We start from the raw sequence: 21,748 nt of genomic DNA on the forward strand, positions 1-21,748 counted from the left end.
CACACGGGTCGGCCCACCAGAAGGACGAGAATGACCTCCGAGACCACCGCCACACCCCGTGGCGCGCTGCCCGTCTCCCGTCGCCGTGGTGCCTGGCCACTCGTGCGCGACATCCTGGTGATCCTCCTCATCGCCATCGTGGTGTCGTTTCTCATCAAGACCTTCCTCGTGCGCTCGTTCTACATCCCCTCGGGGTCGATGGAACAGACACTGCAGAGCAAGGACCGCATCCTGGTCGACGAACTGACTCCGCGGTTCGGTGGGTACGACCGTGGTGACATCGTGGTCTTCCGGGATCCGGGCGGGTGGTTGCCGGCGGAATCAGCACCCGCGCAGAGCCTTCCCGTGCAAGCCGTCGACTGGCTGCTGTCGGTCGTCGGGCTGTCCGCGCCGGACAGCAAGGATCACCTCATCAAACGCATCATCGGTGTCGGAGGAGACCACGTCGTGTGCTGCAACGCACTGGGGCAGATCACGGTCAACGACACCCCGATCGACGAGACCGCGTACCTCAATCTCGCGGAAGGGCAGACCGCGCCTGAGGTGGTGTCCTTCGACGTCACCGTCCCGGAAGGGTCGTTGTGGGTCCTGGGTGACAATCGTGACCACTCCCGCGACTCGCGCTTCAACGTCGATCAGCCGTCGCAGGGCTTCGTGCCGATCGACAATGTCGTCGGTCGCGCGTTCCTCATCACCTGGCCGCTCCCGAGATTCGGCGCGCTCGACTTCCACCACGAGGTCTTCGATGGGGTCCCGGACGCGCAATGACGCTCGTGAGCCCGCGGCTGACCATCGAGCGTCGCCTGCTGCGCGAGCACGCGCTCATCATCGCGTGCGACGAAGTCGGTCGTGGCGCGTTGGCAGGTCCCGTCGCGGTGGGCGCGATCGTGATGGATGCTGCTGGCGCCCGCCGCCGGATCCCCGAGGGTTTGAGGGATTCGAAGCTCGTCTCCGAGCGCCATCGCCCCGCCGTGGCCGAACGCGCGGCGGGGTGGGTACAGGCATCCAGTGTGGGATGGGCGTCGGCCGCCGAGATCGATGATGTCGGCATCATCCGCGCGCTGGGTCTTGCCGCGCTCCGCGCTATCGCGGATCTTCGTGGCATCGGTGTCGTTCCGGAAGAGGCCGTCGTGATTCTCGACGGCAACCACGACTACATCACCCCGGCCGGGGGAGCAGGACTGCATGTTCGGCCGATCGTGAAGGCCGACCGGGACTGCGCCTCGGCCGCGGCGGCGTCGGTGTTGGCCAAGGTGGCACGCGACGATCTGATGGTCGCTCTGCACGATGAGCATCCTGCCTACGCCTGGGCGCGCAACAAAGGCTATGCGAGCGCGGTACATCGTGAGGCGATCCGCTCTCACGGGCTGAGTCGTCACCATCGGTCCTCCTGGGCGATCGCCGACGCCCCGACGCTGTTCTGAGCCGCGCGACATCTAGACTGGAAGCACCATGGACGACGAAGTATTCGAGGACTACGACCGCGAGCTGGAATTGGCGCTCTACAAGGAGTACCGCGACGTCGTTTCGCAGTTTCAGTACGTGATCGAGACCGAGCGTCGGTTCTATCTGGCCAACGACGTGAACGTCGTCCGGCGCGATACCGAACACGATTTCTACTTCGAGATCTCGATGACCGACGTCTGGGTGTGGGATATCTATCGCGCGGACCGCTTCGTGAAGTCGGTGCGGGTGCTGACCTTCAAGGACGTCAACGTCGAGGAGTTGCAGCGGCGCGATTTCCAGATTCCCGACGAATTGTCGCTCGACTCCTGATCTGAGGGGCATCGCTTCCTCCCCAGACGACTGATCGGCGCGACTGTCCACCGATCGTCGTCGCCCTGCAGTCTGCGCGCTGTGACGCGGGCACCATGCCGTTATGGCACAAAAGGACGATCGGGGTCGCGCCGGTGAGCAGCGCGCGGCGCGACACCTGCAGGAACACGGGTTTACCCTGCTCGATCGCAATTGGCGGTGCGCGGCGGGGGAACTCGACATCGTCGCGACAGACGGACGCCACCTGGTGGTGGTCGAGGTCAAGACGCGTCGTACCGAGTGGTTCGGTCACCCGTTCGACGCTGTCGACAAGCGCAAACGCGATCGCCTGTGGCGCGTCGCGTGTGCGTGGGTGACCGCTCATCCGGATCTCGTCCAGCGGCGGCGTCTACGCCTCGACGTCATCGGCATCACGGGGGAGGACCCCGCGACAGCCGTGCTCGAGCACCTGGTGGACCTCCGATGACGCTTGGGCGCACCTGGGGCGTGGTCCTGACCGGCCTCAGCGGCGATCTCGTCGAAGTCGAAGCCGATCTGTCGAACCAGGTTCCTGGTTTCCAGATCATCGGCCTGGCCGATAAGGCGATCGGCGAGGCCCACCAACGGGTGTACAACGCCTGCGCGAACAGCGATCTGCCCCTGCCGCGACGCAAGCTCACGGTGAATCTCTCACCGGCGAGCCTTCCGAAGCAGGGATCAGGGCTCGACGTGGCCATCGCGATTTCGGCGATCGCGACCGAGCAGGCGTTGGATGCCGCATCCCTGGCCGCGACCGTGCACATCGGTGAGCTCGGACTGGATGGTCGCTTGCGCCCCGTTCCGGGCGTCTTGCCGGCCGTTCTGGCGGCGGCGCGGGCCGGGAAGAGTCGGGTCGTCGTTCCGGCGGCCAATCGCGCGGAAGCCGAACTGGTGTCGGGTGTGGAGGTCACGGGGGCCGTCGACCTGCGGGACGTGGCGCGCCACCATGGTCTGGACGTCGACGATGCGGGTCTCGATCCTGTGCCGATAGCCCGTATCGCGGCGTCCGTGCCCGCAGAGCGGATGGATCTCGCGGATGTCATCGGACAACAGGACGCGGTGGACGCACTGATCGTCGCCGCGGCCGGTGGTCATCACGTCCTGATGAGCGGTCCGCCGGGGGCGGGTAAAACGATGCTCGCGCGGCGGTTGCCGGGCATCTTGCCCGACCTCGATGACGACGCTGCACTCCAGACCGCCTCGTTGCGGTCCCTCGCGGGGCTACCGGTCTCGACGCTCAGCCGAACGCCGCCGTTCGAGGCGCCGCATCATTCGGCCAGCGTGGCAGCGCTCGTCGGCGGCGGGAGCCGCACCGTGCGCCCGGGCGCGATCGCGCGCGCGAGCGGCGGTGTGCTGTTCCTCGACGAGGCAGGTGAGTACAGCGGGCAGGCGCTCGACGCGCTACGGCAGCCGCTGGAGAGCGGGGAGATCGAGATCCATCGAGCCGGATTCCGCGCGAGCTTTCCTGCACGGTTCCAATTGATCCTCGCGACCAACCCGTGCCCCTGCGGGAACTACGGCGTGCCGGGAGGTGCGTGCGTGTGTCCGTCGCTGGCGATTCGCCGTTACCTGGGCAAGCTTTCGGGTCCGCTCCTGGACCGGATCGACATCGAACTGTCTCTGCAGCGGGTCGCGGTGGCGCGCCGCGCCGACGCCGATGCCGCGGCGCTGACGACCGCGGTCGCTCGCGAGCGCGTGGCGGCGGCACGGGAACGCGCCGGCGTCCGTCTGCGTGGCACCCCCTGGCGGATGAACGCCCAGGTCTCGGGCTCGTGGCTCCGCAACGGTCCGATGGCTCCCGAGCCGGCGATCCGGCGGCCGTTGGATGCCGCCCTCCACCGCGGCTCGTTGACACTGCGTGGCTACGACCGGGTGTTGCGGGTGGCCTGGAGCGTGGTGGATTTGGCCGGACGTGACCGACTGTCGGTGGCCGACATCGGTCGTGCGCTGTATTTGAAGAAGGGGAATCTCGCATGATCGCGATCACTCCAGATCCCGACGCCGCGCGGACCGCACTGGGGCCGCTCCTGAGTGCCCGGGATGACGCGGGTGCCGTGACGGCCTATGCGCGCGCGGTCTGGTCGACGCTGGCTGAGCCGGGGGACGGCGTGGCTGGCGCGCTCGTGTCGGCCTTCGGCGCCGCAGACGCTCTGGAGATCGCGCTTGCCGCCGATGCCGACATCGGCACGGCCATCGGGGCCGGGCTCGCTCCCGCCGCACTGTCGGCCGGGCGCGCCCGCTGGCTGCCGCGGCGCGAGGAGATCGCCCCCGCGCTTGCCGCCGCGCGCCGCGCGGGTGCACGGCTGCTGACGCCCGAAGATGCGGCCTGGCCCGCACGCCTCGGTGACCTGGGCGTCCATGCTCCCCTGTGCCTGTGGACACTCGGCGATGTTGCGCAGCTGAGTCCCGATGCCGGTGTGGCGTTGGTCGGTGCGCGCGCGGCCTCGGCCTACGGCGAACATGTCGCGACCGAACTGGCCGCCGAGTGTGCAGCATCCGGCATCGCCGTCGTCTCGGGCGCCGCGTATGGGATCGACGGAGCCGCACACCGCGGTGCGCTGTCTGCCGGAGGATCGACGATCGCCGTCCTGGCGGGCGGAGTGGATCGACCCTACCCGGCCGGACACCGAGACCTCATCGATCGGATCGCCGCGCACGGCGTCGTCGTCGCCGACGTGCCGTGTGGGTCGGCGCCGACCAAGTGGCGCTTTCTGGCGCGCAATCGATTGATCGCCGCGCTGTCCGATGCCACGGTGGTCGTGGAGGCGGGGTGGCGATCAGGTGCGCTGAATACGGCACACCACGCGGCGGAGATCGGACGCCCCCTCGGCGCGGTGCCGGGTCCCGTGACCAGTGCCGCGTCGGCAGGCTGCCACCGGTTGCTCCGCGAGGTGGATGCCGTGTGCATCACCGGAGCCGCCGATGTCCGAGAACTCTGCGGAATCGGCGATGAGAGCGCGACGGACCAGGGGCTCTTCGATGCCCGTGAGTACACGGGGGAGCGCACACGCATCCTGGATGCGGTCACGGCTCGCTCGGAGCGGACCACTGCCGATGTCGCTCGGCGCAGTGGGTACGCCATCGCCGAGGCCGCAGCGCTGCTGGGTCTCCTCGAGCTCGAAGGTGCGGTGAAGCGACAGGGCGAGGGGTGGTGTCGGGCTCGGTCGTGACGGTGTGGCCGACGCCGCCCGGGAGGTGGAAGAGGGCATGCTGGAGTCATGCGGATCTCGGAAGCTGCCGATACCTGGGCGCGCGAGCTGACCCACGTGCGCCGCCTGGCGACGGCCACGGTCCGGGCGTACCGTAGCGACCTCCGTGACTTCGCGGCAGCCCTGGATGATCCGATGCTGGTGGATGTCGATCTCGAGATGCTTCGCGAGTGGCTCTGGCGCGCCACGCAGCGGGGAGACGCGCGGTCGACGCTGGCGCGACGCGCGGCATCCGTGCGCGGATTTTTCGCGTGGGCGGCCGATGAGCAGCTTGTTCCGCTCGACCCGAGTCTCCGCCTCGTGTCGCCCAAACGAGGACGGACACTGCCCACCATCGCGACCGCACCCACGATGACCACCGTGCTCGACGGCGCGCGGGCGCGGGCGGTGGACGGTGACCCGGTCGCGCTTCGCGATGCAGCCCTGCTCGAACTGCTGTACGCGGCCGCGCTGCGTGTCTCGGAGGTCTGCGGGACGGACCTCGACGATCTCGACCGATCGCGGCGGACGGTCCGTGTTCTCGGCAAGGGCGGCAAGGAGCGCGTCGTGCCCTATGGAGGTCCGGCCGCCGAGGCGCTCGAGGCGTATGTGGTGCGGGGTCGTCCGGTACTCGTCGGGCGTGGCGCGGGGACAGGCGCGGTGTTCGTTGGTGCGCGGGGAGCTCGACTCGGCGCGCGCTCGGCCTACGAGATCGTCTCCCGCACGGTCGCCCCGGCGCTGGGCGCCGCTGCGGTCGGCCCCCACGCGCTGCGGCATTCCGCAGCGACGCATCTCCTCGATGGGGGTGCTGACCTGCGCACGGTCCAGGAAATGCTCGGCCATGCGAGCCTGGGAACAACGCAGATCTATACGCACGTGTCAGCTGAGAAGCTGACTGCGACCTACCGACTGGCCCATCCGCGCGCATGAATGTGGCGGCCGGTGGCCTGGTCTGATGATCGCTCGCGGCCTCCGTGCACTCGTCGTCGCCACCCTGGCAGTAGCACTGTGCGGGTGCGCGCCGGAATCGCCGAACCCGCCATTTACGGCGAGTGGCGCGCCGACGGCGCCGACAGTGCAGGGCAACAGCAACGCCGTTACCGCGACGGCGCTGGGCGCGGTCGCCGATCAGGGCGAGGCCAACTCCATCGCCCCGCGTTGAGGCACATCCTCAACAGCACGGCAGGAGTACGGCGCGCGGAACGTTGCGCAGCAGCACGATCGGGCTGATGTACTCGCCGTTCTCCCGCACCCCGAAGTGCACCGCTCCAGCCGGAGTGTGCCCGCCGGTCGACACGCTGCCCACGGTGTCTCCCGCCCGGACGACGGCGCCGACCGGCACCGTGGCGGCCACCGGCTCCAGCGTGCTGACGAGACCGACGCCGTGATCGATCGTCACGATCGGGCGCCCGGCGACATCGCCGGCGAACGCGACGACGCCAGCGGCGGGGGCCGCCACGCGCGCGCCGATCGGAGCACCGAGATCGATGCCGCGATGTCCCGGCCCATAGCGGTGCGCGGGAGCGCGGTAGGGCTCGATGATGTGTGGCGGGTCGACCGGCCATTGCCAGCCCGCGAGTCGCGCGGAGGTGGCGGGCACGGCGGGAGAGCTCGGTACGGTCGCGCCGGTCCACACCAGAGCGACGAGCAGGATGCCGGTGACGATGTGCATGGAGGCCAGCATCGCCGCGTCACACCGCGTCGGCGGGACGAGATCGTCGATCCGTGGACAACTCATCGCCAGAGCCGACGGGGGAGGAGGCTCTGCGACTGATACACTGAAAGGGCATCCCGCGTGTCGGGGTGACTCCGCGTGCCCATAGCACCGCGAGAGCTTTTCGCTCTCGCATCGCGGCATCCACATCCCAGGTCTTTCCGCTCCGGCGGAGGGTGGGTGTGCGCCGGGCACCAGGCTTGCCGTGACCGACCGGTCCGGCAAGGACAACCGAAAGGGCGCCTCCGTGCGCCGGAACAGGAGAACGGCCATGGCCGTCGTCACTATTCGCCAGCTGCTCGACAGCGGCGTTCACTTCGGACACCAGACTCGGCGCTGGAACCCGAAGGTCAAGCGCTTCATCCTCACGGAGCGCTCCGGCATCCACATCATCGACCTGCAGCAGTCGCTCGGGTACATCGACAAGGCGTACGAGTTCGTCCGCGAAACGGTGGCCCACGGTGGCACCGTGCTGTTCGTCGGCACGAAGAAGCAGGCGCAGGAAGTCATCGCGGAGCAGGCCACGCGCGTCGGCCAGCCCTACGTGAACCAGCGGTGGCTCGGTGGACTTCTCACCAACTTCCAGACGATCTCCAAGCGTCTTGCCCGGATGAAGGAGCTCGAGGAGCTCGACTACGAGGTTCCCGCGAACAGCGGCTTCACGAAGAAGGAACTCCTGCTGAAGAAGCGCGAGCTCGACAAGCTGCACAAGTCGCTCGGTGGTATCCGCAACCTCACCAAGACGCCGTCGGCAATCTGGGTGGTCGACGCCAAGCGCGAGCACCTCGCGATCGACGAGGCCAAGAAGCTCGGCATCCCCGTCATCGGCATTCTCGACACGAACGCCGACCCGGACGAGTTCCAGTTCCCGATCCCGGGCAACGACGACGCGATCCGCTCGGTGGGCCTGCTGACCCGCATCATCGCGGACGCCGCTGCAGAGGGACTCATCCAGCGTCACCAGCCGACCGACGAGGCTCAGGCCGCAGAGCCGCTCGCCGACTGGGAGCTCGCACTTCTCGAGACCCCCGTCGTCACCGATGTCGCCGAGGTGGAGACCATCGCCACCGAGTCCGACGCCGACCGTGCCGGTGCTGCCGCCGCGGCCGAGGTCGCCGGTGAGCCGGCCGTTGAGGCCGACGCTGCCGAGGCCGTCGCGGACGCCGCGGAGTAACTCCGCCACCGGACACCGTCCCGGCCGGCGCGCAGAGATGCGGCCGGCCGGGACATCCACGAGAACTCACCACAACCTAGGAGCCACCACCCATGGCAAACTTCACGATCGCTGACATCAAGACGCTGCGCGAGCAGCTCGGCACGGGAATGGTCGACACCAAGAAGGCGCTCGAGGAAGCCGACGGCGACCTCGAGAAGGCTGTCGAGATCCTGCGCCTCAAGGGAGCGAAGGGCAACGCGAAGCGTGCCGACCGCTCCACGAGCGAGGGTCTCGTCGCCGCCGCTGAGGTGGACGGCAAGGTCACGGTCATCGAGCTGAACACCGAGACCGACTTCGTCGCGAAGAACGACCGCTTCATCGCACTGGCCGACAACGTGCTCGCTGCTGCGGCCGCCGTCGGCGCTGACTCGGTCGAGGCCGCTCTCGCTGCCGACGCCCACGGTCAGTCCGTCGCCGACCTCATCTCCGGTGAGGCCGCGATCCTCGGCGAGAAGGTCGAGCTTCGCCGCGTCCGTACGCTCGTCGGCGACGCGTTCGAGATCTACCTGCACAAGACCAGCAAGGACCTGCCCCCGCAGATCGGCGTCGTGGTCGCGTACTCGGGTACCGATGCCGAGACCGCGCGCAGCATCGCGCAGCACATCTCGTTCGCCAACCCGACGTACCTGTCGCGCGCGGATGTTCCCGAGGCCGAGGTCGAGAAGGAGCGCGAGATCGTGACCGAGATCTCCCGCAACGAAGGCAAGCCCGAAGCCGCTCTGCCCAAGATCGTCGAAGGACGTGTCGGCGCGTTCTTCAAGCAGGTCGCCCTGCTTGACCAGGACTATGCGAAGGACAACAAGCTGTCCGTCGCGAAGGTCGCTGAGGCCGCCGGCATCACTGTCACGGACTTCGCCCGCTTCAAGGTCGGCGCGTAAGCAATCGACAGGGCCCGCATCTTCGGATGCGGGCCCTTTTCGATGCCTCCGTTTTCGATAGTCTGCATCCGAGAAGAGGAACCACGTGATCGATGAGAACACCGGACGCCGTCGCGTCCTTCTGAAGCTGTCCGGCGAGGCGTTCGGGGGAGGGCAGCTGGGGGTGAACCCGGATGTCGTCGGCCAGATCGCGCGCGAAATCGCCGCTGCGGCCGACCAGGTCGAGATTGCCATCGTCGTCGGCGGGGGAAACTTCTTCCGCGGTGCGGAGCTCAGCCAGCGTGGAATGGACCGGGGACGCGCCGACTACATGGGCATGCTCGGTACCGTGATGAACGCTCTCGCTCTCCAGGACTTCTTGGAGCAGGCGGGGGCGGCCACCCGCGTGCAGTCGGCAATTGCCATGACGCAGGTCGCCGAGCCGTACATCCCGCGCCGCGCCGAGCGCCACATGGAGAAGGGGCGCGTGGTCATCTTCGGTGCCGGAGCCGGGTTGCCGTACTTCTCGACCGATACCGTCGCCGCCCAGCGCGCCTTGGAGATCGGAGCGGATGAGGTCCTCGTCGCCAAGAACGGCGTCGACGGCGTCTACACGGCCGATCCGAAGAAGGATGCCGGCGCGACCAAAATCGACCGCATCACCTATCAGGACGCCCTGCAGCGTGGCCTCAAGGTCGTCGACTCGACAGCCTTCAGCCTCTGCATGGACAACGGAATCGACATGCGCGTGTTCGGCATGGAGCCGGCGGGCAATGTCACCCGGGCGCTTGTGGGGGAGACGATCGGCACGCTCGTCACGGTCTGAGTTCCGGCGGTCCCCGGCACTAGACTTGCAAGGACGTACCGACGAATGGAGTGACCGTGATCGCCGAGATCCTGGCAGACACGAAGACGCGCATGGCCCGCGCCGTGGAGTCGGCGAAGGAGGACTTCGCCACCGTCCGCACGGGCCGTGCCAACCCGCAACTCTTCCAGAAGATCCTGGTCGACTACTACGGATCACCGACCCCCCTGGCACAGCTCGCGTCGTTGAACAATCCGGAGGCGCGAACGCTCATCGTCACGCCGTACGACAAGTCGGCGCTCAAGGCGATCGAGCAGGCCATTCGCGACACCCCCAACATCGGCGCGAACCCCACCAACGACGGCAACATCGTGCGCGTGACGTTGCCCGAGCTCACGGCGGATCGCCGCAAGGAGTACGTGAAGATCGTCCGCACCAAGGGTGAGGACGCCAAGGTGCACCTTCGGGGCATCCGCCGCAAATCCAAGGATGAGCTCGACGCACTCAAGAGCGAGGTCGGCGAAGACGACCTCGCCCGGGCCGAGAAGGAACTCGACGCCCTCACGCGCGCGCACGTCGACGAGGTCGACGCGGCGTTGGGGCGCAAAGAGGCCGAACTGCTCGAGGTCTGAGACCGTCGATGACCGATCCTTCGGACTCCGCGGCGACGGGTGATGCCCCGCCGCCGTCGCGCACGACGCGGCGGGTGACGGAGAACAATCCGTCCTTCCAGGCACACGTTCGTGCGGCCCGGAGCGAGCTCGAACAGCACGTCGGCAAGGCGCGCGCGGATTTCGAACACGTGCAGGAACGGATCAACGAACGGACGGGGCGCAACCTCCTTCTTGCCGTGCTGATCTCGTTGGCGATCGGCGCGATCGTTCTCGGGTCGTTGCTCTTCGTGAAGTGGCTCTTCTTGATCTTCGCGATCCCCGTATGTCTTCTGGGTCTCTTCGAGTTCTCGCGCGCACTGCAGACCTCCGGGCGACGGGTCGATGTGTGGCCGCAGTTGGTCGCCGGGGCCGTCATCACGGCATCCGGCTTCTTCGTCGGTCACTGGACGCACTGGGTGATCACGTTCACCGCTGTCGCCTTCGTCGTGGTGTGGCGGATGCTCGGTCAGATGGTGGCCGCAGACGGGCGAAGCTACGGCGACGTGCTCTCGGATGTGCTGGTCGCCGGATTCATCCCGATCTACGTCCCGTTTCTGGCGAGCTTCGCTCTCCTGTTGCTGCGGCAAGACCAGGGCGAGTATTGGGTGCTCGCGATGATCGCGACGGTCGTCGCCGCCGATACGGGGGCCTACGCGAGCGGCCTTGCGTTCGGTCGCCACCCGATGGCTCCCCGCATCAGCCCCAAGAAGACGTGGGAGGGCTTTGCGGGCGCAGCTCTTGCCGCTGCACTCGTCGCGACGCTGTTCGCGATCTTCGTCTTGCACGCGCCGGCATGGGCGGGCGCGATCTTCGGCCTCGTCGTGTTGGCGTCGGCGACCATCGGTGATCTCGGGGAGTCGATGATCAAGCGCGACATGGGGATCAAAGACATGAGCTCGTGGCTTCCGGGTCACGGCGGCGTTCTGGACCGGCTTGATTCGATCCTTCCGTCGGCGCCGGCGGCGCTCGCGATGTACTTTCTCTTCTTCCCCCTGGTGACGTCATGACAGACCCTCAGACGCCCGTGGCGTCGCCCTTCCCGCATACGGCCGGCCGCACCAAGGGGTACGCGCCGGACGCGGTAGACGCGTTCCTCACGCGGGCACGGGACGCCTTTCAGTCCGACGAGGTGAGCGACCTTGATGCCGGCACGATCCGCACGGTCGCCTTCCCGCTCGTCAAGCGGGGCTACCAGGTGGCGGCAGTGGATGCTGCCCTGGGCCGAATCGAGGATGCGTTTGCCGCGCGCGAGCGTGAGCGTGCTCTGTCGCGCGCGGGTGCGCGGGCGTGGGTGGGCCAGTCGCGTCAACTCGGGCAGGAAGTCCTCGACCGATTGACACGGCCCAAGCGCCACCGTTTCGCGCGTACTTCTCTGCTGCGGTACGGCTACCGCATCGATGAGGTCGACCTCGTCGCTGATCGGATCGCCCGCTTCCTCGAGACAGGCGAGGGTGTGTCCGTCGAGCAGATTCGAACCGTCGCTTTTCGCATGCAGCGGCGGGGCTACAACGAAGCGCAGGTGGATGCCGTCCTCGATGCCGTGGTCGAGGTCATGCTCGCTGTTGTGTGAGCGGCCTCTCATCACAGCGGTCTCACGCGCCCGCTAGAATCAGGGAACTGTGACTTCCGAAGCCGACTTGGTCCCCCAGGAACCCCGCCCGATTGCCACGCAGTCGTCCGAGGTGCGCCCTGCTGCGCGGCCGCGGATGCCGCAGCAGCCCGCGCGTTGGTCGCGCCGTCGCGGTGTGGTCGGCACCTTTGCTGTTCTCGCGGTGGCGGCATTCGCCGCAGCCTACGTCGGGCCCCTCACGACGTCTACGCCGGCCGCTCACGCTGCCGAAGTCGACCCGGTGTCGCTCTATGCGCACACGATCCATGATGCGCAGGAGTACCTGGCAGCGTCTGAAGCCGCGGGGGTCGACCTCGGCCGAGACGGCCTGGCGTATACCGTGTACGTCACCCCGACACCCACCCCCACGCCCACCGCGACTCCCACGAAGAAGCCTGCCTCCACGGGGGGATCATCGTCCTCGGGTGGCGGGTGGTCACCGCCGTTCGTTTCACCCGATCCGGGGTCTGCCCAGGCGATCGCCTACGAGATGGTGATGGCTCGTGGCTGGGGAGACAGTGAATTCGCCTGCCTCGTCGCTCTCTGGAACAAGGAATCGGGCTGGCGTGTCAACGCCTACAACGCCTCGAGCGGCGCGTATGGGATTCCGCAGTCGCTGCCGGGGAACAAGATGGCAACAGCCGGCGCTGACTGGGCGACCAACCCGGCAACTCAGATCAGTTGGGGACTCGGTTACATCGGTGGCCGCTACGGTGCACCCTGTGGAGCGTGGGGACACTCTCAGGCCAAGGGCTGGTACTGATCGCATGCCCCGCGCGCACCGTCGCAGGCCCGAGCCCGCCGACGACTCGTTCGACCGTCTGCTGAACGGGTGGAAGCGGAGCGAGACCCGCCGTGGTGTCGAGTGGACCGTGCAACCCGTGTCGGCAGCGAAAGCCCAGAAGACCTATACCTGCCCGGGCTGCGGCCGAGATGTGGTTCCCGGCACCGCGCACGTCGTCGTCTGGCGCGCAGACGGGGTCCTCGGCGACGCCGCGGACGTGGCGGCGCGGCGCCACTGGCACTCCGCGTGTTGGAAGATCGGATGACGATGGAAATTCGCGGACCCGTCCAGCTCCCGGCTCGCCGTGAGGACATCGAGCTGCACACCCTCGATGGGCTCACCCTCGTCGGCGAGCTCGCGCTTCCCGAGCACACAGATCCCGTCGCCACACTGGTGACGCTGCATCCCTTGCCGACAGCCGGTGGCTTCATGGATTCGCACATCCTGCGCAAAGCGGCCGGGCGCCTGCCCGCTCTGGCCGACCTGGCCGTGTTGCGCTTCAACACGCGAGGCACCACCTCACCGCGGGGGACGAGCGAGGGCACCTTCGACGGCGGCGCCGCGGAGGAATTCGACGTCGCCGCCGCGATGGCGTTCGTCCACGATCGCGGTTTGCCGCATCCCTGGATCGTTGGATGGTCCTTCGGCACAGAACTCGCGCTGAAGTATGGGCGCGATCACGCGATCGAGGGCGCCATTCTGCTCTCCCCGCCGCTGCATCGTGCGACAGCCGACGACGTGGCCGGCTGGAGCGGCGATCCGCGGCGTCTTGTCGTCATCGTTCCCGAGTTCGACGATTATCTGCGCCCGGCGGAGGCGAGAGAGCGATTCTCCTCGGTACCCGGTGCCACCCTCGTCGCGGTGGACGGGGGAAAGCACCTGTGGGTGGGAGAGACGCAGACCCGCAGGGTCCTCACCGAGATCGTCGCCGTCACGCATCCCGACGCGTTGCCGTTGCCGACGGAATGGGACGTCTGAGGTATTTCTAGAGCTCGTTTTGCCGCGGGATGATCACCTGGCGGTAAATGATCAGGATGCTCGCGGCCACAGGAATGGCGATCAGCGCGCCGAGGAGCCCGAGGAGTGAACCACCCGCCAACGCGGCAATGACGACGACGGCGCCGGGCACCGAGACCGCGCGGTTCATGATGCGGGGAGAGAGGATGTATGCCTCGACCTGCATGTAGATCGCGTACCAGATCAGGGCGACGAGCGCCGTGAGCGGCGATCCGAGTCCGGGGATCAGGCACGTGAGCACGATGATCGCCGAACCGGTGAGCGTACCCACGAGGGGAATGAGCGAGAAGAAGAACGCCACCACCGCGAGCACCGCGGGGAACGGCGCGCCGATGATCGAGAGGAAGATCGCGCTCAGCACGCCGTTGATCACACCGAGAGTCACTTGCCCGGCGACGTAGTAGCCGACGGAGGCGGTGATCTGCTCGCTGAGGTCGATGAACCGGGCACGCTTGGATGCGGGCACCAGCTGGTAGACCGCAGCCTTGAGCGACGGCGTCGAGGAGGTGAAGTAGATCGTGAGGATGAGCACGATGAGCGCACCGGTGAAGCCGGCGACGATGCCCGCTCCGATGCCGAGGAGAGTCTCGCCGGCCGCGCCGCCGATCGTGGCGACATCCAGCGTCGCGTACCAATCGGAGATGTACTGGAAGACCCGGTCGACATCCAGGGCGGGGAAGACGTCGTTCAACCATGTGCGCGCTGTCTCGACCGGATCCCATTCCAGATTGACAGCGCTCTCGATGAGTTTCTGGACCTGGGTCACGAGCTGCGAGATCTGCGTGACGATGATCGGCACGATCATCAGGATGATGCCCGCGAACACCGTCAGAACGGCGAAGAAGGTGACCAGCAGTGCGGCCCAGCGGGGGAGTCCGCGGCGCTCCAACCACGACACGAGCGGATCGAGGCCGAGCGACAGGAACAGCGCCGTGCCCACGTAAAGCAGCACCGTCGACAGTGAGGACACGCTCTGGATCAACACGATGCCGACGCCGACCCCGAGCGTCGCGATCAGCGCAGTGCGAAACGGATGCTGGAGTTTCACGGAGACCTTCTTGCCATGGTGGTGTGTGACACACATTACGCAGGGAGCGGCGGAAATCCGTCGCGGCACCCCCTCCCGGGCGACATTCAGGTCGTTTTCGCTACGCTGGAATGTCGATTGTGTGTCTGCGGGCTTTCCGCGCGCGCAGAAAGGTGTGTCATCCGTGCGTTTCGTCTGGGCTGTGGTGGCCTTCGTGCTTGCCGCCGTCATGATCGGGGCGGGGATCGCTCAGCGAACTGTCCTGCAGGGACCGAGGACGGTCAGTCAGGCCATCGAAGTCACCGGCGATGTGCCGTATGTGCTGATCGACGGAGCGGTCCTGCGCAGTCACGAGGGCACGCAAACCCTCCGTGCCCAGGGCGACGGCACGATCTTTGCCGCCTACGGGCGCACGAACGATCTGACGACGTGGCTGCAGAGGACGGAGTACGCCCACCTGACCCTCGGTGATGACGACACGATCGTCTCGGAAACCGTCCCGCAAGAGGAGGCACCGGCCGAGGATGCAGTCGCGCTGACACCCGTCGATTCAGACCTCTGGCTCGATCAATTCCAGCAGGACGATCTACTCATCACCCAGCTCCAACTGCCCGAAGACATGAGCGTGCTCGTGGCGACCGACGGGACCGAGCCGGCACCCCGCGACGTGACGCTGTCCTGGCCGACCGGAGCAGCGACTCCGTGGGCGGGCCCGCTCATCGTCGGCGGAAGCTTGCTTCTCCTCCTGGGCGTGATCCTCTACGTGCTCGGTGTTCGTCACGCGCGCCGCTCGCGCGGACCCCGACGCAAGGGCCTGCCGGTGCCGGTGACAGAGCCCATCGACCTTCGCGTCGACACCGATGCCAAGGGCGTCATCTCGGCCACCCCGACCCGCCGTTCGATCACTCGGGGCAAGCGTTCGTTCGTCGTCCTTCCGATCGTTGCGGTCTCTTCGTTGATGTTCACGGGGTGCTCGCCGGATGCCTGGCCGGAGCTCGTCGGCTCCCCGACACCGTCGGCGACACCGAGCATCATCGTTCCCGACGACCAGGGGAGCCCTGCGGTGACCGAAGCGCAGGCGGAGCGCATTATCTCGCGGATCGCCGCTCAGGTGACCACCGCCGATGAGACGAACGACGCGGCAGCGGCGGCGCTGCGGATGGACGGGCCCGCGTTGCAGACTCGCGAGACCAACTACCGCCTCCGCACGGCGATCCCGGATCAGGCCTCGCTCGACCCGATTCCCACCTCGGGTATTCGCGTACTGCTCCCCGAGGCGTTCGACGGGTGGCCACGGACCTTCTTCGCGGTCGTGGGCACGGGCGCCGACGCCCCGGACACCATCATGAGCGTCACCCAGGCCGATGCGTGGTCCGACTACAAGGTCACGTACGTCGCCGACCTCGCGGCTGACACCAGCCTCAACCTGGCCCCGCCCTACGTCGGTGCCGTCTCCATCGACCCCGACTCCCCGTTCCTTCTCCTGCCGCCCTCGAAGCTCGCGGGCGCGTACGCGGACATCTTGGACAAGGGTGCGGACAGTGAATTCGCGCCGCTCTTCGATCCGGAGACCGATATGTTCCGTACTCAGGTCGCGGCCAACCGGACGTCCCGGCTCGAGAGCTTCAACCAGACGGCGGCCGAGACCGGAACCCTGACGTTTGCGGCCTCCGCCGGAGACACGACGCCGGTCGCACTGGCGACACTCGACAGCGGGGCGATCGTGGCCGTCACCGTGAACGAGACGGATACCGTCACCCCGACGAGCTCCGACGCGGTCATCAAGCTCGATGACAGCCCGACTGTGAAGGCTCTTGCAGGCGTCAGTCAGTCCGCGACGGGTTTCACAACGACGTTCGCCGATCAACTCTTCTTCTTCGTGCCCGCGCAGAGTTCGACAGAGCGGATTCAGTTCCTCGGCTATTCCTCCAGCATCCTCGACGTGAAGGCGGTTACTCCGTGAGCGATCAGACCCTCGGCACCCCGCACCCTGGCGCCGTCCTCCGTGGCGCCGTCGACCTTTCGTCGCTGCGTGCGCGGGCGACGACTCCCCCCTCGGCTGCGGCTACGGCTGCCGGTGAGGCGCCGACGCCCCCGCTCATCTTCGACGCCACGGATGCGAACTTCGCCACCGTGCTCGAGCTCTCGCGCACCGTGCCGGTCGTCGTCGATCTGTGGGCCGAGTGGTGCGGGCCGTGCACGCAACTCAGCCCCGTGCTCGAGAAGGTGATCACCGATCTGGGCGGACGCCTCGTGCTCGCCAAGGTCGACGTCGACGCGAACCCGCAGTTGGCACAGAGCTTTCGCGCGCAGGCCATTCCGCTCGTCGTTGCGCTCGTCGCCGGTCAGCCCGTGCAATTGTTCACCGGTGCCGTCCCTGAGCAGCAGCTGCGAGAGGTTTTCGCCCAGTTGTTGCAACTCGCCGCACAGCAGGGAGTGACCGGCACAGTGCCGCAATCCCCGGGCGATTCCGACGCAACGACCGAGGATGCCGAGCCGCCGCTCCCGCCGCTTCACCAGGAAGCATTCGATGCGATCGAGGGCGGCGACTACGCACGTGCCGCGGCCGCGTACGAGGCTGCTCTGGCCGAGAATCCGCGCGATGATCAGGCACGCGCGGGGCTCGGCCAAGTGCGGTTGCTCGACCGGGTGCAGGGCCTCGATCTTCAGGAGGCGCGAGCTGCGGCTGCGGCTGCGCCGACGGATCCGCACGCGCAATTCGCGGTCGCGGATCTCGACCTCGCCGGCGGACACGTGGACGATGCGTTCGGCCGCTTGCTCGACCTCTTCGCCGTCCTGCCGGACGAGGAGCGGGCGCCGGTGCGCGAGCGGCTGCTCGAGCTCTTCGGACTCGTCGGTGACGCCGACGCCCGCGTCCTGCGTGCCCGCGGACGTCTGTCGAGCCTGCTGTTCTGATCCGGTCCTCGCCGCTCAGCGGGTGTTGCTCAGCCGCTGTGGCTCAGCCACAGCACGCCCAGCGGAGGAAGCGTCATGCTCGCGCGCCCGGATTCGTCGGCATGAACCGATCCGAAATTTCCGACACCGGAGCCGCCGTACTCGGGAACGTCCGAGTTGAGAATCTCGGTCCAGTCGCCGCTCTCACCCAGGTCGAGTGAGAAGTCGTACAGCGGAGCACCCGAGAAGTTGCAGATGATCGCGACGGAGTTTCCGTGATGGTCGCGCCGCGAGAATGCGATGACGTTGGGATTCCAGTGCGGCGCCCCCAAGCGCGTGAACGCATCGCCGTCGCTGTCGCGTGACCACAGTGCGGAGTGGTCGCGATAGACCCCGTTGAGGGCGCCCACGAAGTTGAAGAGCTCGCGGTGTGCCGGTTGGTCCAGCAGCCACCAGTCCAGGCTCCGGGACTCCGACCACTCCGACATCTGGCCGAACTCCTGACCCATGAACAGGAGCTGCTTGCCGGGGTGACCCCACATGTACGCGAGGAACGCGCGCATGTTGGCGAGCTTCTGCCAGTGATCGCCCGGCATCCGTGTGAAGAGGGTTCCCTTGCCGTGGACGACCTCGTCGTGACTGATCGGCAGCAGGTAGTTCTCGCTGAACGCGTAGACGAACGAGAACGACAGCTCGCCCTCGTGGTGCGATCGGTACATGGGGTCGCGCTTCATGTACTCGAGGGAGTCGTTCATCCAGCCCATGTTCCATTTGAGGCCGAATCCGAGGCCGCCCTCGCTGGTGGGTGCGGTCACTCCGGGATAACTCGTCGACTCTTCGGCGATCATGGCGATACCGGGGTAGCGCTTGTACGCGGTTGCGGTGACCTCTTGGAGGAAGCGGATCGCTTCGAGGTTCTCCCTCCCGCCGTAGATGTTCGCTTCCCACTCGCCCGCTTCGCGGGAGTAGTCGAGATAGAGCATGGACGCCACGGCATCCACCCGCAGGCCGTCGACGTGAAACTCTTCGAACCAGAACAACGCGTTCGCCACGAGGAAATTGCGCACCTCGTTGCGGCCGTAGTCGAAGATCAGCGTTCCCCAGTCTTTGTGCTCACCACGCCGGGGATCGGGGTGTTCGTAGAGCGCTTGCCCATCGAATCGTGCCAGCGCGAACTCGTCTTTCGGGAAGTGGCCGGGAACCCAGTCCATGATCACGCCGATGCCGGCCTGGTGGAGGCGGTCGATGAGGTAGCGAAGGTCGTCGGGCGTCCCGAATCGGCTGGTCGCTGCGTAGTAGCCGGTGACCTGGTACCCCCACGAGCCCCCGAAGGGATGCTCCGCCAGCGGCAGGAACTCGACGTGCGTGAAGCCCTGCTCGAGAAGGTAGCCGACGAGCGGATCGGCGGCCTCACGGTAGGTGAGCCCCGCTCGCCACGACGCGAAGTGCAGTTCGTACACGGACATGGGTTGGTCGATGGGGGAGCGGGATCCGCGCTGAGCGAGCCATGCGTCGTCGGTCCACGCGTGAGTGCTGTCGCTGACGATGGATGCCGTCGCCGGCGGCACCTCGGCGTGGCGCGCCATCGGATCGGCTTTCGTGATCCACGGGCCGGCCTGCGTGAGCAGCTCGAACTTGTACGTCGTGCCCACTCCCAGCCCCGGGATAAAGAGCTCCCAGACGCCGCTCGAGCCGAGGGAGCGCATCGAGTGCCCCTGCCCGTCCCACGAGTTGAAATCGCCGACGACACGAACAGCGCGCGCGTTCGGCGCCCAGACCGCGAACGACACGCCATCGGTGCCGTCCACGTGGTGCAGGCGCGCTCCGAGCACGCGCCAGAGCTCTTCGTGGCGTCCTTCGCGGATGAGGTGCAGATCAAGCTCACCGACCGTCGGCGCGTGCCGATAGGGGTCGTCTGCGGTGAAGGCGACGCCGTGGTCGTAGGACGTCTCGAGCGTGTACGAAAGGGGGGCAGTGTCTGTCTGGCCCTCCCAGATCCCCCCGCGGAGGTGCGTGAGAACCACTCGCTCTCCGTCCGCGAGTACGGCCGTCACCGTCTGAGCGAGCGGGCGCCGTGCGCGGATGACCCAGGTGCCGTCTGCCTGCCCGTGAAACCCCAGCACATCGTGCGGTGCATGGTAGGACCCGGTGGCTACGGTGTCGAGGACGGCGTCGTCGGGACGATTCATCGGTTTCCCCTCACGTGCAGGATGTGGACGGGCTCGGCGAAGGCGTCGAGTCGGACGAAGTTGTGATCCGACCAGGTCCACGTCGCGCCCGTGATGAGGTCCTCGACGCTGAACTCGTCGCCCGGTGTTCCTCCCCACGCCGTCTGGTCGAGATGGACGGTCGTCTGACGCACCGAGTGGGGGTCGACGTTGACCACGACGATGATCGTGTCGGAACGTCCGTCTGCGGTCACACCGCCGGGGACGTGCTTAGAGTACACGAGGATCGCGTCATCGTCGCTGAAGTGCACGCGCAGGCCCCGCAATTGTCGTAGCGCGGGGTGTGCCCGGCGGATCTCGTTGAGGCGCTGGAGATACGGAGCCAGGGAATCGCCCGCCGCTTCGGCGGCCGCCCAATCGCGGACCTTGTACTCGAATTTCTCGTTGTCGATGTTCTCTTCGGCGCCCGCACGCGCCACGTTCTCGTACAACTCGTAGCCGGCGTAGACGCCGTAACTCGCGCCCGCTGTCGCGGCGATGGCAGCGCGTATCTTGTACGCCGGTCGCCCACCGTACTGGAGATACTCGGTCAAAATGTCGGGCGTGTTCACGAACAGGTTCGGCCGCATGATGTCGGCCGTCTCGTCGGAGATCCAGGTGAGGAACTCTTCGAGTTCGGGCTTCGTGTTGCGCCACGTGAAATACGAGTAGCTCTGCTGGAATCCCGCCTGTGCGAGCCCGAGGAGCGGCGCCGGACGAGTGAACGCCTCGGCCAGGAAGACGACATCCGGATGCTCGGCGTTCACTGTGGCGATCAACCACTCCCAGAACTGCAAGGGTTTCGTGTGCGGATTGTCCACGCGGAAGATCTTCACCCCGTGCCCGATCCAGAGGCGAACGATCCGGAGAACTTCGGCACGGATACCGTCCGGATCGTTGTCGAAGTTGATCGGATAGATGTCCTGATACTTCTTCGGCGGATTCTCGGCGTACGCGATCGTCCCGTCCGGGAGCGTGGTGAACCACTCCGGATGTGCGGTGACCCAGGGATGATCGGGCGCCGCTTGCAGCGCGAGGTCGAGCGCCACCTCCAGCCCGTTCGCGGTCGCCGTGCGCACGAAGGCCCGGAAATCGGCGATCGAGCCGAGGTCCGGGTGCACGGTGTCATGTCCGCCGGCGGATGAGCCGATCGCCCAGGGCGAACCCGGGTCGCCCGGACCTGCGGTCAGGGTGTTGTTGGGCCCCTTGCGGTTGCGCTCACCGATCGGATGGATCGGCGGGAGGTAGACGACGTCGAACCCCATCGCTGCCACGGCGGGTAGCCGCTTCGCGGCGGAGCGGAAGGTGCCACTCTTGATGCTTCCGTCCTTGCGGCGGACGGCGCCCTCGGACCGGGGGAAGAACTCGTACCAGGCACCGACCCCTGCGCGCTCACGCTCCACGAGCAGCTCGTGCGTGCGGCCGACCGTCGTGAGCGAGGAGAGGGGCCTCGCCGCGAACATCGCCGCCACGCGAGGATCCCGGACGATGGTCAGCGCCTGGTCGTCGCTGACCACGTCGTCGCGGAGCGCCTCCGCCGCGGTCTTCAGCGCGCGGCGTTCGGCCACGGGGCGGTCCTTTTCCTTCGCTGCACGCAGGAACAGCTCGGCCCCCATGGTGCGCATGAGTTCGGCATCCACCCCCGCGGCGATCTTGAGGTCGGCAGCGTGCTCCCACGTCGCGAAATCGTCCGCAAACGACTCGAACCGGAACCTCCAAATGCCTTGCTCGAGCGGCGAGAGGAGGACACGCCAGCGGTCGAAACCGTCCTGAAGAGCCGTCAACCGGTGCAGGGACTCCTGACCCGACGGAGAGAACAGTCGCACGTGCACACCGATCAGGTCGTGTCCTTCTCGGAACGCGGTGGCGGTGAACGGGACGGCTTCGCCGGAGAAGGCGGACGGGCGGAACTCAGGGTCGATCGCGCGCGGGCGCTCGTTCCCGAGCGGGATCCGGCCGGTGCGCGCGGTCGCATCCGGAGC

At 67.2% G+C, this 21,748-nt stretch carries 23 protein-coding genes; 19 read left to right on the plus strand and 4 right to left on the minus strand.

Annotated features, from left to right (window positions below; genetic code table 11):
- Nucleotides 1-30: 30 nt before the first annotated feature.
- The 8 genes from lepB to Q0653_RS02070 all read left to right on the plus strand — a co-directional run bounded on the left by lepB (nucleotide 31) and on the right by Q0653_RS02070 (nucleotide 6,144).
- The gene (gene lepB, locus Q0653_RS02035; RefSeq protein WP_298942233.1) at nucleotides 31-768 is read left to right on the plus strand and encodes a signal peptidase I; all 738 of its coding nucleotides are present in this window, start codon (nucleotides 31-33) and stop codon (nucleotides 766-768) included.
- Nucleotides 765-1,424, plus strand: a complete 660-nt coding sequence (locus Q0653_RS02040; protein WP_298942234.1) for a ribonuclease HII — start codon at nucleotides 765-767, stop codon at nucleotides 1,422-1,424. The genes lepB and Q0653_RS02040 overlap by 4 nt, the downstream gene beginning before the upstream one ends.
- A gap of 28 nt (nucleotides 1,425-1,452) precedes the next feature.
- On the plus strand, nucleotides 1,453-1,776 hold the full coding sequence (locus Q0653_RS02045; RefSeq protein ID WP_144807996.1) for a DUF2469 family protein: 324 nt from the start codon (nucleotides 1,453-1,455) through the stop codon (nucleotides 1,774-1,776).
- A gap of 103 nt (nucleotides 1,777-1,879) precedes the next feature.
- A complete protein-coding gene (locus Q0653_RS02050; RefSeq protein ID WP_298741418.1) occupies nucleotides 1,880-2,242 on the plus strand; it encodes a YraN family protein in 363 nt (120 codons plus the stop codon).
- Nucleotides 2,239-3,771, plus strand: coding sequence for a YifB family Mg chelatase-like AAA ATPase (locus tag Q0653_RS02055; protein ID WP_298942236.1), 1,533 nt, complete (start codon nucleotides 2,239-2,241; stop codon nucleotides 3,769-3,771). Before Q0653_RS02050 ends, Q0653_RS02055 begins: the two co-directional genes overlap by 4 nt.
- Nucleotides 3,768-4,964 (plus strand): DNA-processing protein DprA, encoded by a 1,197-nt coding sequence (gene dprA, locus Q0653_RS02060; RefSeq protein WP_298741413.1) that lies wholly within the window; start codon nucleotides 3,768-3,770, stop codon nucleotides 4,962-4,964. Before Q0653_RS02055 ends, dprA begins: the two co-directional genes overlap by 4 nt.
- A 48-nt stretch (nucleotides 4,965-5,012) precedes the next feature.
- Nucleotides 5,013-5,912: a tyrosine-type recombinase/integrase gene (locus tag Q0653_RS02065; RefSeq protein ID WP_298741411.1), complete on the plus strand. Its 900-nt coding sequence runs from the start codon at nucleotides 5,013-5,015 to the stop codon at nucleotides 5,910-5,912.
- 25 nt (nucleotides 5,913-5,937) lie between these two features.
- Nucleotides 5,938-6,144, plus strand: a complete 207-nt coding sequence (locus tag Q0653_RS02070) for a hypothetical protein (protein WP_298942239.1) — start codon at nucleotides 5,938-5,940, stop codon at nucleotides 6,142-6,144.
- 9 nt (nucleotides 6,145-6,153) lie between these two features.
- Here the strand turns inward: Q0653_RS02070 and Q0653_RS02075 are convergent, their stop codons facing one another.
- Nucleotides 6,154-6,720 carry a peptidoglycan DD-metalloendopeptidase family protein gene (locus Q0653_RS02075; RefSeq protein ID WP_298741407.1) on the minus strand — a complete coding sequence of 189 codons (567 nt, stop codon included), beginning with the start codon at nucleotides 6,718-6,720 and terminating at the stop codon, nucleotides 6,154-6,156.
- Nucleotides 6,721-6,967: 247 nt separating this feature from the next.
- On the opposite strand from Q0653_RS02075, the gene rpsB reads away from it, so the two are divergent.
- From rpsB to Q0653_RS02120, 9 genes are all read left to right on the plus strand, one after another.
- Nucleotides 6,968-7,870, plus strand: a complete 903-nt coding sequence (gene rpsB / locus Q0653_RS02080) for a 30S ribosomal protein S2 (protein WP_298942242.1) — start codon at nucleotides 6,968-6,970, stop codon at nucleotides 7,868-7,870.
- Nucleotides 7,871-7,962: 92 nt separating this feature from the next.
- Nucleotides 7,963-8,790, plus strand: a complete 828-nt coding sequence (gene tsf, locus Q0653_RS02085) for a translation elongation factor Ts (protein ID WP_298942244.1) — start codon at nucleotides 7,963-7,965, stop codon at nucleotides 8,788-8,790.
- A gap of 85 nt (nucleotides 8,791-8,875) precedes the next feature.
- Entirely contained in the window at nucleotides 8,876-9,595 is a 720-nt protein-coding gene (gene pyrH / locus Q0653_RS02090; RefSeq protein WP_298741401.1) for a UMP kinase, read from the plus strand.
- Nucleotides 9,596-9,651: 56 nt separating this feature from the next.
- On the plus strand, nucleotides 9,652-10,206 hold the full coding sequence (frr, locus tag Q0653_RS02095) for a ribosome recycling factor (RefSeq protein WP_298741399.1): 555 nt from the start codon (nucleotides 9,652-9,654) through the stop codon (nucleotides 10,204-10,206).
- Between the two features lie 8 nt (nucleotides 10,207-10,214).
- On the plus strand, nucleotides 10,215-11,234 hold the full coding sequence (locus tag Q0653_RS02100) for a phosphatidate cytidylyltransferase (RefSeq protein ID WP_298942247.1): 1,020 nt from the start codon (nucleotides 10,215-10,217) through the stop codon (nucleotides 11,232-11,234).
- Entirely contained in the window at nucleotides 11,231-11,797 is a 567-nt protein-coding gene (locus Q0653_RS02105) for a DivIVA domain-containing protein (protein ID WP_298741395.1), read from the plus strand. Before Q0653_RS02100 ends, Q0653_RS02105 begins: the two co-directional genes overlap by 4 nt.
- Nucleotides 11,798-11,933: 136 nt before the next feature.
- A complete protein-coding gene (locus Q0653_RS02110; protein WP_298943096.1) occupies nucleotides 11,934-12,599 on the plus strand; it encodes a lytic transglycosylase domain-containing protein in 666 nt (221 codons plus the stop codon).
- Between the two features lie 4 nt (nucleotides 12,600-12,603).
- Nucleotides 12,604-12,885: a hypothetical protein gene (locus Q0653_RS02115; RefSeq protein ID WP_298741393.1), complete on the plus strand. Its 282-nt coding sequence runs from the start codon at nucleotides 12,604-12,606 to the stop codon at nucleotides 12,883-12,885.
- Nucleotides 12,886-12,887: 2 nt separating this feature from the next.
- The gene (locus Q0653_RS02120; RefSeq protein WP_298943098.1) at nucleotides 12,888-13,598 is read left to right on the plus strand and encodes an alpha/beta hydrolase; all 711 of its coding nucleotides are present in this window, start codon (nucleotides 12,888-12,890) and stop codon (nucleotides 13,596-13,598) included.
- Nucleotides 13,599-13,605: 7 nt separating this feature from the next.
- On the opposite strand, the gene Q0653_RS02125 is transcribed toward Q0653_RS02120, so the two are convergent.
- Nucleotides 13,606-14,685: an AI-2E family transporter gene (locus Q0653_RS02125; protein WP_298942249.1), complete on the minus strand. Its 1,080-nt coding sequence runs from the start codon at nucleotides 14,683-14,685 to the stop codon at nucleotides 13,606-13,608.
- A gap of 154 nt (nucleotides 14,686-14,839) precedes the next feature.
- Here Q0653_RS02125 and Q0653_RS02130 point away from each other — a divergent pair, with 154 nt between their 5' ends.
- Both Q0653_RS02130 and Q0653_RS02135 read left to right on the plus strand, forming a co-directional pair.
- A complete protein-coding gene (locus Q0653_RS02130; RefSeq protein WP_298942250.1) occupies nucleotides 14,840-16,627 on the plus strand; it encodes a glycosyl transferase in 1,788 nt (595 codons plus the stop codon).
- Nucleotides 16,624-17,580 carry a tetratricopeptide repeat protein gene (locus Q0653_RS02135; RefSeq protein WP_298942251.1) on the plus strand — a complete coding sequence of 319 codons (957 nt, stop codon included), beginning with the start codon at nucleotides 16,624-16,626 and terminating at the stop codon, nucleotides 17,578-17,580. The genes Q0653_RS02130 and Q0653_RS02135 overlap by 4 nt, the downstream gene beginning before the upstream one ends.
- 29 nt (nucleotides 17,581-17,609) lie before the next feature.
- Here the strand turns inward: Q0653_RS02135 and glgB are convergent, their stop codons facing one another.
- Together glgB and Q0653_RS02145 are read right to left on the minus strand one after the other, a co-directional pair.
- A complete protein-coding gene (glgB, locus tag Q0653_RS02140; RefSeq protein ID WP_298942253.1) occupies nucleotides 17,610-19,748 on the minus strand; it encodes a 1,4-alpha-glucan branching protein GlgB in 2,139 nt (712 codons plus the stop codon).
- Nucleotides 19,745-21,718 (minus strand): maltotransferase domain-containing protein, encoded by a 1,974-nt coding sequence (locus Q0653_RS02145; RefSeq protein ID WP_298943100.1) that lies wholly within the window; start codon nucleotides 21,716-21,718, stop codon nucleotides 19,745-19,747. Before Q0653_RS02145 ends, glgB begins: the two co-directional genes overlap by 4 nt.
- Nucleotides 21,719-21,748 lie beyond the last annotated feature (30 nt).

Source organism: uncultured Microbacterium sp. (assembly GCF_947488465.1).
Lineage (GTDB): Bacteria > Actinomycetota > Actinomycetes > Actinomycetales > Microbacteriaceae > Microbacterium.

Coding starts and splice junctions, on each gene's coding strand:
- lepB (WP_298942233.1), top strand. CDS start 31: ATGACCTCCGAGACCACCGCCACACCCCGTGGCGCGCTGCCCGTCTCC.
- Q0653_RS02040 (WP_298942234.1), top strand. CDS start 765: ATGACGCTCGTGAGCCCGCGGCTGACCATCGAGCGTCGCCTGCTGCGC.
- Q0653_RS02045 (WP_144807996.1), top strand. CDS start 1,453: ATGGACGACGAAGTATTCGAGGACTACGACCGCGAGCTGGAATTGGCG.
- Q0653_RS02050 (WP_298741418.1), top strand. CDS start 1,880: ATGGCACAAAAGGACGATCGGGGTCGCGCCGGTGAGCAGCGCGCGGCG.
- Q0653_RS02055 (WP_298942236.1), top strand. CDS start 2,239: ATGACGCTTGGGCGCACCTGGGGCGTGGTCCTGACCGGCCTCAGCGGC.
- dprA (WP_298741413.1), top strand. CDS start 3,768: ATGATCGCGATCACTCCAGATCCCGACGCCGCGCGGACCGCACTGGGG.
- Q0653_RS02065 (WP_298741411.1), top strand. CDS start 5,013: ATGCGGATCTCGGAAGCTGCCGATACCTGGGCGCGCGAGCTGACCCAC.
- Q0653_RS02070 (WP_298942239.1), top strand. CDS start 5,938: ATGATCGCTCGCGGCCTCCGTGCACTCGTCGTCGCCACCCTGGCAGTA.
- Q0653_RS02075 (WP_298741407.1), bottom strand. CDS start 6,720: ATGAGTTGTCCACGGATCGACGATCTCGTCCCGCCGACGCGGTGTGAC.
- rpsB (WP_298942242.1), top strand. CDS start 6,968: ATGGCCGTCGTCACTATTCGCCAGCTGCTCGACAGCGGCGTTCACTTC.
- tsf (WP_298942244.1), top strand. CDS start 7,963: ATGGCAAACTTCACGATCGCTGACATCAAGACGCTGCGCGAGCAGCTC.
- Q0653_RS02100 (WP_298942247.1), top strand. CDS start 10,215: ATGACCGATCCTTCGGACTCCGCGGCGACGGGTGATGCCCCGCCGCCG.
- Q0653_RS02105 (WP_298741395.1), top strand. CDS start 11,231: ATGACAGACCCTCAGACGCCCGTGGCGTCGCCCTTCCCGCATACGGCC.
- Q0653_RS02110 (WP_298943096.1), top strand. CDS start 11,934: ATGCCGCAGCAGCCCGCGCGTTGGTCGCGCCGTCGCGGTGTGGTCGGC.
- Q0653_RS02115 (WP_298741393.1), top strand. CDS start 12,604: ATGCCCCGCGCGCACCGTCGCAGGCCCGAGCCCGCCGACGACTCGTTC.
- Q0653_RS02120 (WP_298943098.1), top strand. CDS start 12,888: ATGGAAATTCGCGGACCCGTCCAGCTCCCGGCTCGCCGTGAGGACATC.
- glgB (WP_298942253.1), bottom strand. CDS start 19,748: ATGAATCGTCCCGACGACGCCGTCCTCGACACCGTAGCCACCGGGTCC.